The 12308-nt window shown below is 65.6% G+C and carries 10 protein-coding genes; 8 read left to right on the top strand and 2 right to left on the bottom strand.

Annotated elements, in window-relative coordinates; all coding sequences use genetic code 11:
* Positions 1-63 precede the first annotated feature (63 nt).
* Both DFR67_RS00550 and DFR67_RS00545 read right to left on the bottom strand, forming a co-directional pair.
* Positions 64-1314: a DUF6986 family protein gene (locus tag DFR67_RS00550; protein ID WP_110467491.1), complete on the bottom strand. Its 1251-nt coding sequence runs from the start codon at positions 1312-1314 to the stop codon at positions 64-66.
* A gap of 7 nt (positions 1315-1321) precedes the next feature.
* Positions 1322-1753 carry a PaaI family thioesterase gene (locus DFR67_RS00545; RefSeq protein ID WP_110467842.1) on the bottom strand — a complete coding sequence of 144 codons (432 nt, stop codon included), beginning with the start codon at positions 1751-1753 and terminating at the stop codon, positions 1322-1324.
* Positions 1754-2051: 298 nt separating this feature from the next.
* On the opposite strand from DFR67_RS00545, the gene DFR67_RS00540 reads away from it, so the two are divergent.
* The 8 genes from DFR67_RS00540 (at position 2052) to DFR67_RS00505 (ending at position 12239) form a co-directional block, all read left to right on the top strand.
* Positions 2052-2468: a BlaI/MecI/CopY family transcriptional regulator gene (locus tag DFR67_RS00540; protein WP_110467841.1), complete on the top strand. Its 417-nt coding sequence runs from the start codon at positions 2052-2054 to the stop codon at positions 2466-2468.
* An 8-nt stretch (positions 2469-2476) separates the two neighbouring features.
* Positions 2477-3424 (top strand): M56 family metallopeptidase, encoded by a 948-nt coding sequence (locus DFR67_RS00535; protein ID WP_110467490.1) that lies wholly within the window; start codon positions 2477-2479, stop codon positions 3422-3424.
* 65 nt (positions 3425-3489) lie between these two features.
* A complete protein-coding gene (gene gndA, locus DFR67_RS00530; RefSeq protein ID WP_110467489.1) occupies positions 3490-4932 on the top strand; it encodes an NADP-dependent phosphogluconate dehydrogenase in 1443 nt (480 codons plus the stop codon).
* Between the two features lie 105 nt (positions 4933-5037).
* Positions 5038-6480 carry a GMP reductase gene (guaB1, locus tag DFR67_RS00525; RefSeq protein WP_110467488.1) on the top strand — a complete coding sequence of 481 codons (1443 nt, stop codon included), beginning with the start codon at positions 5038-5040 and terminating at the stop codon, positions 6478-6480.
* A gap of 110 nt (positions 6481-6590) precedes the next feature.
* Positions 6591-7979, top strand: a complete 1389-nt coding sequence (locus tag DFR67_RS00520) for a hemolysin family protein (protein ID WP_110467487.1) — start codon at positions 6591-6593, stop codon at positions 7977-7979.
* On the top strand, positions 7972-9048 hold the full coding sequence (locus DFR67_RS00515) for a hemolysin family protein (RefSeq protein ID WP_110467486.1): 1077 nt from the start codon (positions 7972-7974) through the stop codon (positions 9046-9048). Before DFR67_RS00520 ends, DFR67_RS00515 begins: the two co-directional genes overlap by 8 nt.
* Complete coding sequence (locus DFR67_RS00510) at positions 9045-10010, top strand: 3-methyladenine DNA glycosylase (protein WP_211324907.1); 966 nt, start codon at positions 9045-9047, stop codon at positions 10008-10010. The genes DFR67_RS00515 and DFR67_RS00510 overlap by 4 nt, the downstream gene beginning before the upstream one ends.
* A gap of 45 nt (positions 10011-10055) precedes the next feature.
* Positions 10056-12239, top strand: coding sequence for a malate synthase G (locus DFR67_RS00505; RefSeq protein WP_110467485.1), 2184 nt, complete (start codon positions 10056-10058; stop codon positions 12237-12239).
* Positions 12240-12308 lie beyond the last annotated feature (69 nt).

The following is a 12308-nucleotide window of genomic DNA, read 5'->3' as shown; positions in this document are numbered from 1 at the left end:
CTGCCACGCACACCGCGTCACGGCGCGGCGTAACGATTGCGGAGCACCGTCCGTGGATCCGGCTCAGCCGAGCACACCGCCGTGTGCCCGCAGTTCCGCCAGGGCTTGCTCGGAGCATCGTTCGCCGACTTCAAGGACGTCCGCCTCGGTGAAGGCGCCCGCCGCGAGGCCACGCAGGATCACCAGGGCCAGTGACTGGGCGGTGGCCGGCTCGTCCACGAACTCCGAACTCTGACGATCGAAGTATCCCTGTAGTCGTTCCGCCGCCGAGGGCATTGCCGCGCGGAAGAACGAGTAGACCGCCAGCCAGCGGGTCACCAGATGCCCCGGATGCATGTCCCAGCCCTGATAGATCCCACGCTCCAGACTGCGGGTCACCAACCGATGGTGGCGTCGCAGCGCAGCGTCGACCACTGCTTGGTCACCGATCGGCGCGATCTGGGTGGAGCCATCGCTGACCCAGACACCGGTCTGGGCGGCGGCGACCAACATCACCGCCTTCGCGTGATCAGCCACCGGATGTTCCAACGACTGCTGCGCGGAGACAATGCCGCAGGCAGCACTGTAATCGTATGTCCCGTAGTGTAATCCGGTCACCCTGGTGCCACCGCGATGGATGGCCTGCGCCACTGTCGCCCCGCCGTCGGCTCCGAGAACGGCCTGTGGACTCTCGATCTGCAGTTCGAATCGCAACGTCCCGGCGGCGAGCCCATGCGCCCGCTCGAGCTCCTCACAGATCATGACCACGGCATCGACCTGCCCCGCGGCACGCAGCTTGGGCACCGTGAACACGAAGCCCCGCGGGATTCCGCCTGCGCCGTCGAGTACCAATTCGAGTGACCGCAGTCCGCGCTGCCGTTCGGTGGCACCGAGTCCCTTGCATCGCACGCCGAACACCCTGGGTGCTGCCGGATGGCCTGCCGCCCATGCGGCGAGCACCTGTCCGGCGGCGCGGGCATGGCCGTCCTCGACGTCGTTGTCACGCCAGCCGTATCCGTCTTCGAGGTCGATTCTCAGGTCTTCGATCGGATGGTGAGCCAACTGCGCTCTGACGAGCGGCAACACTCCCAGTGGGTCGAGTTCGGCCAGCGTCGCGGCGGCGCCGTCGGCGATCTGCAGGCCTTGCCGGCCCCAGCGGGCGGGGGTCTCGACGTCGACGTCTGCGGCGCTGACGTACGCCGTGTGCGCCGGCTGCTTCTCCGGACGATCCCCGGGGAAATCGCGATCGAGTTCTGCGTCGATGGCCCCGAGCACGGCATCGATCCGCGCTCGTGCGGGTGCGCTGATACCAACGGTCCGATCATCGGCAGACATGGCCGGATCAGCTCTCGGTGATATTTTGCAGCCGGACGCGGCCCTGAGCGATCAGTTTGCCGTTCTCATCGCTGATGTCGACCTCCCACAACTGCTGACGGCGGCCGCGGTGGATGGGCTTGGACTGTGCAGTCATGTGGCCTGTCTGCACGGCGCGCAGGAAGTCGGTGCTGTTGTTCACCCCTACGACGTGGCCATCAGGGGTGACGTTGGCCACCAACCAGACCTGGCCGGAGATGCTCGCCACCGATTCGATCACCGCACAGTAGACACCGCCGTGCACGATCCCGAACGGCTGCAGGAGCTTGTCGGTCACGGTGAATTCGGCCCGGACGGCATCGGGGGTCACCTCTGCGTACTGCAGACCGAGTTCGGCGTCGAAACCCCGCGCGGTCCAGTCGCTCGCATCGCTGTTGCTGACATCGATTTTCTCGGTCACCGGTCGGAACTCCTCTGTGAGCTGGCGAACCCATCGGGTCGCCGACGAACTCACAGTTTGTCAAAGGTCGGTGCGCGACGCGGACCGGGCTCGTCGGCGGACCTACCCGGAAGACTCAGCAGGCCCCACCTGATCGGTGGGGCCTGCTGTGGCGTGGACCGGGGGTCTCTGCAGCCCTCAGGACACTCACTCGGTCCGCGTATGTATGAATGTAGGCTAGCCTTACCAACCTGTCAACTACTTCGGAAGAAAACCAATGGCGATGCGCGTTGAGGTGTTTGATGAGAAGAAACGTAAAGTGAGAAGAATGAACGGGTTGGGTGAGCTCGAGCGAGCGGTGATGGACAATTTGTGGTCGTCCGACGAACCGCTGACGGTGCGTCAGGTCCACGCCGCACTGTCCGCTGACCGCGAACTGGCATATACGACCGTGATGACCGTCCTGCAGCGTTTGGCCAAGAAGAACCTCGTGACCCAGTTGCGCGACGATCGCGCCCACCGGTACTCGGCGACACATCCACGGGAACACCTCGTGGCGAGTCTGATGGTGGACGCCCTCAGCGAGGCCGATGAGGCGGGTTCACGGCAGGCAGCACTCGTATCATTTGTGGGACGCGTCGGCGCCGACGAGGCAGATGCTCTGCGGCGCGCTCTCGACGAACTGGAATCGGCACGTGGAACACATCGCGCGCCACACCGCATCACCGATCCGTAGGATTTGTCTTGACCGCGTTAGTGTTCGGGATCGTCGCTCTGATCCTCGTGGGGCCGGCTCCGGGCTGGCTCGCGAGAGCACAGTGGCCACTTCGGGCACCCAGGGCAGCAATGGCGTTGTGGCAGTCGATCGCGATCGCAGCCGTGCTGTCCGCGTTCAGTTGCGGACTCGCGATCGCCGCGAACCTCCTCGTGCCCGACGCACAGGGCCGCCCCACCACCGATCCGCTCAAAGAGGTGGCCAGCCTGGGAATCGTCCTCTGGAGCATCTACGTCGCGGTGTTCCTGCTGACCCTGCTCATCGGTGCCCGCTTGTTCTACACCGTCATCCGCGTCGGCATGCGCACCCGTGCCCGGCGTTCGGCTCACCGCCAGCTCATCGACCTGCTCGACCGGATGGATCGGTCGTCGTCGAGTGACCTGCTCAACGCCCGCGACGTCCGCATGCTCGAGGTCGATCAGCCGATGGCCTATTGCCTACCCGGACTACGTCAGCGAGTGGTGCTGAGTGAGGGCACAGTAGCCCGGCTCAGTCGCGACGAACTGGAAGCCGTCATCAGTCACGAGCGCGCGCATCTGCGCGCCCGCCATGATCTGATTCTCGAGGCGTTCATCGCAGTGCACGAAGCCTTCCCCCGTTTCGTCCGAAGCCGCTCCGCCCTCGGTGCCGTGCAGCTGCTCGTTGAACTACTCGCAGACGACACCGCCGTGCGTGCCTCGGGGCACACCCAGCTCGGCCGGGCCCTCGTCGCCTGCGCCGACTCGGTGGCACCGCGCGGCGCCATGGCCATCGGTGGTCCGAGCACCCTCGCGCGCGTCCAGCGCCTGTCCGACACCCGCTCGACCACGGCCATCAGCCTCGGCGCATATGTGGCCGCCGCTGCCATCCTGGTCGTACCCACCATCGCGGTCGCCGTGCCGTGGCTCACCGAACTGCACCGCCTCATCGACAACTGACGCCCTCGGAGGGTGGCGTGAGACCATGGTCCGCGTCTGCGAGAGCTTCGTCATAGGGTGTACCCATGACTGAAACTGCTGCCCGCGCCCAGATCGGTGTCACCGGCCTCGCGGTGATGGGTTCCAACATCGCCCGTAACTTCGCCCGCCACGGCCACACGGTGGCGCTGCACAACCGCAGCATCGCCAAGACCGACACCCTCATCGAGAAGCACGGGACGGACGGCGATTTCGTTCGCACCGAGACGATGGAAGAGTTCGTCGGCGCGCTCCAGAAGCCGCGGCGGGTGCTGATCATGGTCAAGGCAGGCGACCCCACCGACGCGGTCATCGAAGAACTCGCATCGCTGATGGAAGAGGGCGACATCATCATCGATGGCGGCAACTCGCTGTACACCGATACGATCCGCCGCGAGGCCGCGATGTCCAAGCGGGGTCTGAACTTCGTCGGCGCCGGCATCTCCGGCGGCGAAGAGGGCGCCCTCAACGGGCCGTCGATCATGCCCGGTGGCCCGAAAGAATCGTACGAATCACTCGGGCCGCTGCTCGAGTCCATCTCGGCGCACGTCGACGGTGAGCCGTGCTGCACCCACATCGGCCCGAACGGTGCCGGACACTTCGTGAAGATGGTGCACAACGGCATCGAGTACGCCGACATGCAGCTCATCGGCGAGGCCTATGACCTCATGCGCAAAGCCCTCGACCTGCCCGTCGCCGAGATCGCCGACGTGTTCAGGGAGTGGAACTCCGGCGACCTGGACAGCTACCTCGTCGAGATCACCGCCGAGGTACTCAGTCAGATCGACGCCGAGACCGGTAAGCCGCTCGTCGACGTGATCGTCGACGCCGCAGGCCAGAAGGGCACCGGGCGCTGGACCGTCAAGTCCGCACTCGACCTCGGGATCCCGACCACCGGTATCGCCGAAGCCGTGTTCGCGCGGGCCCTCTCCAGCGCGACCGACCAGCGTAAGCAGGCCAAGGGCCTGGCGTCGGGAACACTCGCCGCATCCCCCACCGACACGAAGGCGTTCGTCGACGACATCAACAAGGCCCTCTACGCCTCGAAGGTGGTCGCCTATGCCCAGGGCTTCGATCAGATCGCGGCCGGCAGCACCGAATACGACTGGGATCTCCATCCCGGCGACCTCGCGACCATCTGGCGCGGCGGCTGCATCATCCGGGCCAAGTTCCTCAACCGCATCCGCGACGCCTACGCCGAGAACCCTGAGCTACCGAGTTTGCTGCTCGCGCCGTATTTCCGCGAAGCCGTCGAGAACGCAGTCGACAGCTGGCGCCGCGTGGTGGCGACCGCGACCACGATGGGCATCCCGGTGCCGGCATTCGCCTCCTCGCTGTCGTACTACGACGCCCTGCGCGCCGACCGGCTACCCGCCGCCCTGACCCAGGGCCTGCGCGATTTCTTCGGCGCGCACACCTACCAGCGCGTCGACAAAGAGGGCACGTTCCACACCCTGTGGGGCGAAGGCCGCACGGAGATCGAGGCCTGACCCAGTCCGATGATGTGCCCTTGTGGATGAGCTGACCTGCGGGTTTGTTCGCCACAAGGGCACTTTTTCGATTGCTGGAGGTTCGTCGGCGTAGAATCGACTCACGTGCGATTCCTTGATGATCATTTCCCGAGTCACGACCTCACCTACGACGACGTATTCCTGGTGCCCGGTCGCACCGATATCACCTCCCGATTCGATGTAGATCTGTCATCGGTGGATGGGTCCGGGACCACGATCCCACTGGTTGTCGCGAACATGACGGCAGTTGCAGGCCGCCGGATGGCCGAGACCGTGGCGCGCCGGGGTGGGTTGGTCGTACTCCCCCAGGATCTGCCGATCAACGCAGCTGCCGAGATGATCTCGTTCGTGAAGGGCCGGCACCTGGTGGCCGACACACCGGTCGTTCTCGGCGGCGACGCCGCTGTCTCCGACGCCCTCGCGCTGCTGCCGAAACGCGCGCACGGCGCCGTCGTCGTCCTCGACACCGACGCTGTCACTCCCATCGGTGTGGTCACCGAAGCTGCCTGCACCGATGTCGATCGTTTCGCACGTCTCACCGATGTCCTCGACACCAACGTCGTGACAGCGCCCGTCGGTACCCCACCGCGTGAGATCTTCGAACTCCTCGACGGCGCGCACACCGACCTCGCGGTGCTGACCAATGCAGACGGATCAATGGCCGGAGTCCTGACGCGGGTCGGCGCGGTCCGCGCAGGGATCTACCAACCCAACATCGACGACAGCGGGAGCCTGCGTGTCGCGGCCGCGGTCGGGATCAACGGCGATGTCCGAGCCAAGGCGGCGGCGCTCGTGGAAGCCGGCGCAGACCTGCTCGTGGTGGACACCGCCCACGGGCATCAGGAGAAGATGCTCACCGCGCTGGAACAGATCGCCGACGCAGGTCTGGGCGTTCCGCTCTGTGCGGGAAACGTCGTGTCCGCCCAGGGCACCAAAGACCTGATCTCCGCCGGTGCGAACATCGTCAAGGTAGGCGTCGGCCCAGGCGCGATGTGTACGACACGGATGATGACCGGCGTCGGGCGGCCACAGTTCTCGGCGGTTGCCGAATGTGCCTCGGCGGCACGAGACAGCGGTGCACACGTGTGGGCTGACGGTGGTGTGCGTCATCCTCGCGACGTTGCCCTGGCCGTCGCCGCCGGCGCGTCGAACGTCATGATCGGTTCCTGGTTCGCCGGTACGTACGAGAGCCCCGGTGACCTCAAGTGGGACCGCGCGGGCAAGCCGTACAAGGAGAGTTTCGGGATGGCGTCCAAGCGGGCCGTCGCCGCGCGCACCGCCACCGACAGCGCGTTCGACCGTGCGCGGAAGGCATTGTTCGAGGAAGGCATCTCGAGTTCACGCATCGCGCTCGACCCCGAACGGCCCGGTGTCGAGGATCTCATCGACCACATCTGCTCCGGTGTCCGGTCCACGGCGACCTACGCCGGCGCCCGCTCACTGGACGAGTTGCACCAGAAAGCGGTACTCGGTGTGCAGTCGGCAGCGGGGTTCGCGGAAGGACGGCCACTGCCCACCGGCTGGTGACCCGTTAAGCTCGCTGTATCCCGGGCCCGATCTCCGGCCGGGTTCGACGAAAATTTGGAGGCTCGATTGGTGCCCGCGGCACCGCTGGACGTCACCCGTGGTGATCGGTGATGCAAGCACTCATTCTCGTCGCCAGTCTCCTCGGATTCATCGCCCTCACGCTCGGTACGGCGCTCTTCGTGGCCGCCGAGTTCTCGCTGACGGCGTTGGAACGATCGACGGTGGAAAACGACTACCGCACCCGGGGCGATCTGCGCTCGAAGCAGGTCAGGAAAGCGCACCGAACGCTGTCGTTCCAGCTGTCGGGCGCCCAACTCGGCATCACCATCACCACCCTGGTGACCGGGTACATAGCCGAACCGGTGCTGGCGCAACTGTTCGCGCCTGCCTTCGACGCTGCAGGCCTGCCGGACGGTGTGACCAGCGCCATCTCGCTGATCTTGGCCCTCGTCATCGCGACCTCGTTGTCGATGATCCTCGGCGAACTGATCCCGAAAAACCTCGCGATCGCGAAACCTCTACCGACCGCGCGCGCCACTGCGGGACCCATGAGCCTGTTCTCGGCCACGTTCCGCTGGCTCATCAATTCCCTCAACGGAACCGCTAACTGGATAGTCCGGAGAGTCGGCGTCGAACCGGCAGAGGAGTTGCGATCGGCTCGTTCGCCGCAGGAGCTGGGTTCTCTGGTGCGCAACTCGGCCAGGCACGGCGCCCTCGACCCCGGGACCGCGGCACTGGTCGACCGCTCACTGCAGTTCGGTGAGCGCACCGCGGAAGACCTGATGAGTCCGCGTGTCACGGTCGAGTCGCTCGACGTCCACGACACCGTCCGGGACCTGATCATCGCGTCGTCGCGAACCGGGTACTCGCGGTTCCCCATCCTCGACGGCGGCGATCTCGACAACATCGTCGGAGTCGTCCACGTGAAGCAGGCGTTCACGGTCGCCATGGCCGATCGCGCCACGACCGAGCTGGGCTCGCTCGCCCGCGATGTGCCGGTGGTGCCGGCGAGCCTCGACGGCGACTCGTTGATGGAACAGATCCGTGCGGACGGTCTGCAGGTCGCGGTCGTCGTCGACGAATACGGCGGAACCGCCGGCATCGTGACGACCGAGGATCTCATCGAGGAGATCGTCGGCGACGTGACCGACGAGCACGATGACGAACAGGCGGACGTCCAGCGTGACGGCGACGGATACATCTGCAACGGATTGTTGCGCATCGACGAACTCCACGATGCGATCGGCTATCGCGCGCCGGAAGGTCAATTCGACACCCTCGGAGGGCTGCTGATGTTCGAACTCGGCCGGATCGCCGCCGAGGGGGACGTCGTCGAACTGCCGGAGCGGGTCACCGCATCCGAGGAGGACGACGACAGGTCGAACACCGAGCCAGAGCAGCGCTGGCAGGCTCGCGTGGTGCGAATGGAAGGCCGGCGTATCGACGTGGTCGCTCTGACCCCCATCACCGACACCGGCGCGGAGGTCTCCCATGGGTGATCTTCTCGGAGTTGTCCTGACGGTGTTCCTGCTCGCCGGAAACGCCTTTTTCGTCGGTGCCGAATTCTCCCTGATCTCGGCTCGGCGCGACCGGCTCGAGGCACTCGAAGAACAGGGAAAACGCCGTGCACGCACGGTGATCGAAGCAGGCGAACACCTGTCACTCATGCTGGCGGCAGCTCAGCTGGGCATCACGATCTGTTCGATCCTGCTCGGCCGAGTCGGCGAACCCGCGGTGGCCCACCTCATCGAGAAGCCACTTCATCTCGCCCATGTGCCCGACGGTCTGCTGCACCCGATCTCGTTCGCACTGGCGTTGTCGCTGGTTGTGGTGCTCCACATCTTGCTCGGCGAGATGGTTCCGAAGAACATCGCACTGGCAGGTCCGGAACGCTCCGCGATGCTGCTGGTACCTGCGCATCTGCTGTTCATCAAGTTGGCCCGCCCGCTCATCGCGTTCTACAACTGGGCCGCGAACGTCTCCTTGCGGCTCATGCGCGTCGAACCCAAGGATGAACTCGACGCAACCGTCTCGGCCAACGAGCTGTCCGAGATGATCGGCGAGTCCCGCCAGGAGGGTCTGATCGATCAGGAAGAGCATGCCCGCCTCACCCGAGCGTTGCAGACATCCGGACGGACTGTCGTCGAGGTCGCGATCCCCCTCAGTGAACTCCGCAGCGTGCAGGTCACAAAGGACGGGACGACGGGTCGTGTGGGGCCCACGCTGGGGTCGATCGAGCAGGCGGTCACCGACACGGGGTTCTCCCGGTATCCGGTCCGCGGTACCGATGGCACTTACACCGGCTACCTGCATCTCAAAGACGTGCTGGACGAAATCCTCGACGAAGAGGTGGGTCCCGACAGCATCATCGGGGTGGACAAGATCCATCCGTTGCCGGTCCTGGCCGACCGGACGCCGCTCGACGAAGCCACCGCAGCCATGCGCCGGACCAGCTCTCACCTGGCCGCCGTCGTCGACGACAACGGCCGCACCGTCGCAGTCGTGGCCCTCGAAGATCTGGTCGAGGAGTTCGTGGGCACCGTTCGAGACGAAACCCACCGGGTGTGACCGCCGCCGCGACCCTGCAACCGCTGACCGAAGCGGTGTGGCTGGCGGCGGCGCAGGCGCACCGCGACCGCATCGACGGCCTGCTCCGCACGCACCCGCCGACTCTCGGCGATACCGACGTGACCCATCCGGTGTGGGGATTCTTGTTCACGTACTACAGTTTTCGTCCCGCTCAACTGCGGCGATGGCATCCCGGTCATGGTGCGGCGCTCACCGGCCGCGCTGCGCGTGAATATGCCGCCTACGCCGGGTACACTGTGATCGGCGACAGGGTGACCGTGAGTGCCGAGCACCTGCACAAACGCCGCAGAACAGTCGACTTCGTCATCGACCTGCTCACCACGAGTCGGGACCGACCGGCGAGATTCAATTGCTTCGGCCTCCACGAATGGGCCATGGTCTTCCGCGCAACCCCGGACGAGGTCCGGCATGCCGGGGTTCCACTACGGCTGAGCGCCGCAGCAACGGACGAGGTGGTCCGCTCGTTGCCGCTGCGATGCACGCACTTCGACGCCTACCGATTCTTCACCGAACCCGCCCGGCCGCTCAATCTCACCGTCCTGGGCCGCGACACCCAGGTCGGCGACGAACAACCGGGGTGCATCCACGCCGGAATGGATCTGTACAAGTGGGCACACAAGTTGTCGCCGCTGCTCCCTGCCGAGTTGGTGGCCGACGCGTTCGCCCTCGCGCTCGATTTCCGTGAGCTGGACATGCGGGCGAGTCCTTACGACCTGTCCGAGTTCGCGCTCGACCCGATCCGCATCGAGGACGCTTCAGGACGCGCAGACTACGTTCGCCGGCAGACCGCACTCAGCGGTCGGTCCCAGCAACTACGTACCCGGCTGATCGAGGCCTGCAACAGCCTGCCGGTCACGCCCCGGCCACTGGGACAGATCACCCCTGACCAGCGGGCCAGTGGCCTGCAGCCCGAAGCCCGAGGTATAGCTACCGCCAAGTAACATAGGGGCCGAATTGCCCTGGATCAAGAGAGAGTGAGGCCGGTAATGGCTCAGCGCGTCACCGTCGACGGCGGCTTGCAGGTTGCGTCGGTTCTGTATGACTTCATCAACAACGAGGCTCTCCCCGGCACCGGCGTAGAGCAGGACGCGTTCTGGGCAGGCGCCGCGGCCGTGATCAACGACCTCGCGCCGCGCAACCGTGAACTCCTCGCGATCCGCGACGACCTCCAGGCCAAGATCGACACCTGGCACCGCGAACACCCGTCGAACGGACCCACCGACTTCGATCACGCCGCCTACCAGGCATTCCTCACCGAAATCGGCTACCTCACCGAGGTCCCCGCCGACTTCCAGATCGCCACCACCGGCGTCGACACCGAGATCACCAGCACCGCCGGACCCCAGCTCGTGGTCCCGGTCCTCAACGCCCGCTTCGCGCTGAACGCCTCCAATGCCCGGTGGGGTTCGCTGTACGACGCGCTGTACGGCACCGACGTCATCTCCGAAGAAGACGGCGCCGAGAAGGGCACGTCGTACAACAAGGTCCGCGGCGACAAGGTCATCGCCTTTGCCAAGGATTTCCTCGACACCGCCGTACCGCTGGAATCCGGCAAGCACTCGGGCGCCACCGCCTATGCCGTTGTCGACGGTCAGGTCCAGGTCACCCTCGCCGACGGTTCGAACACGGGCTTCGCCGACCCGGCAGCGTTCGCCGGCTACACCGGCGACCCCGCCACGCCGACCGGGATCCTCTTGCGCCACAACGGTCTGCACCTGGAGATCTCGATCGACTCCGACTCCCCCATCGGCTCAACCGACGCTGCCGGGGTCAAAGACGTGCTCGTCGAATCGGCGATCACCACGATCATGGACTTCGAGGATTCGGTCGCCGCTGTCGACGCCGAGGACAAGGTCACCGGCTACCGCAACTGGCTCGGCCTGAACAAGGGCGACCTCGCCGAAGAGGTCACCAAAGGCGGCAAGACCTTCACCCGCGTCCTCAACGACGACCGCCGCTACACCGCCCCCGACGGATCCGAGCTGACCCTGCACGGCCGTTCGCTGCTGTTCGTGCGCAACGTCGGCCATCTGATGACCAACGACGCCATCATCACCGCAGACGGCGACGAGGTCCCCGAAGGCATCCTCGACGCCCTGTTCACCTCGCTGATCGGCAGCCACGGACTCAAGACCGACGGTCGGCAGAACTCGCGCACCGGATCGATCTACATCGTGAAGCCGAAGATGCACGGCCCCGACGAGGTGGCGTTCACCGTGGAGTTGTTCGGCCGTGTCGAGCAGGTCCTGGGTCTGCCGACGAACACCCTCAAGGTGGGCATCATGGACGAGGAGCGCCGCACCACCATCAACCTCAAGGCCTGCATCAAGGCCGCCGCCGACCGCGTGGTGTTCATCAACACCGGCTTCCTCGACCGCACCGGCGACGAAATCCACACCTCCATGGAAGCCGGCGCCGTCGTCCGCAAGGGCGAGATGAAGTCGCAGACCTGGATCAAGGCCTACGAGGACTTCAACGTCGACACCGGCCTACACGCCGGGCTGCAGCACAAAGCGCAGATCGGCAAGGGTATGTGGGCGATGCCCGACCTGATGGCCGACATGCTCGAGCAGAAGATCGGCCACCCGAAGGCCGGCGCCAACACCGCCTGGGTCCCCTCACCGACCGCCGCGACCCTGCACGCGCTGCACTACCACCAGGTCGACGTGTTCGAACGCCAGGACGAGATCGCCAAACGCGACCCCGCCTCGGTCGAGGACATCCTGACCATCCCCCTCGCACCCCGCACCGACTGGACCGACGAGGACAAGCGCGAAGAGCTCGACAACAACTGCCAATCCATCCTGGGCTACGTCGTGCGGTGGATCGATCACGGTGTCGGCTGCTCCAAGGTCCCCGACATCCACGACGTCGCGCTCATGGAAGACCGCGCCACCCTGCGCATCTCGAGTCAGCTGCTGGCCAACTGGCTCCATCACGGCATCGTCACCGAATCCGACGTCATCGCCTCGCTCGAACGCATGGCACCGGTGGTCGACAAGCAGAACGCCGGCGACCCCACCTACCGTCCGATGGCTCCCGACTTCACCTCGAACATCGCGTTCCAGGCAGCCAAAGAGCTCATCATCGAAGGCGGGAAACAGCCCAACGGCTACACCGAACCGATCCTGCACCGCCGCCGCCGCGAGTACAAGGCTGCGAACGCCTGACAATCGATCAGAGCATCACATCAGCGCGCTGATCTGCTAATTTCCTTGTGGCCCGGGCACTCCGTCCGG

The organism is Williamsia limnetica (genome assembly GCF_003217475.1).
Classification (GTDB): domain Bacteria; phylum Actinomycetota; class Actinomycetes; order Mycobacteriales; family Mycobacteriaceae; genus Williamsia; species Williamsia limnetica.
The sequence above is the reverse complement of the archived record's forward strand: the minus strand, read 5'-3'. Positions and strand labels throughout refer to the sequence as shown.

Excerpts from the sequence above, each read along its gene's own strand:
- DFR67_RS00550 (WP_110467491.1), bottom strand. The coding sequence starts at position 1,314 with ATGTCTGCCGATGATCGGACCGTTGGTATCAGCGCACCCGCACGAGCG.
- gndA (WP_110467489.1), top strand. The coding sequence starts at position 3,490 with ATGACTGAAACTGCTGCCCGCGCCCAGATCGGTGTCACCGGCCTCGCG.
- DFR67_RS00520 (WP_110467487.1), top strand. The coding sequence starts at position 6,591 with ATGCAAGCACTCATTCTCGTCGCCAGTCTCCTCGGATTCATCGCCCTC.
- DFR67_RS00515 (WP_110467486.1), top strand. The coding sequence starts at position 7,972 with ATGGGTGATCTTCTCGGAGTTGTCCTGACGGTGTTCCTGCTCGCCGGA.
- DFR67_RS00505 (WP_110467485.1), top strand. The coding sequence starts at position 10,056 with ATGGCTCAGCGCGTCACCGTCGACGGCGGCTTGCAGGTTGCGTCGGTT.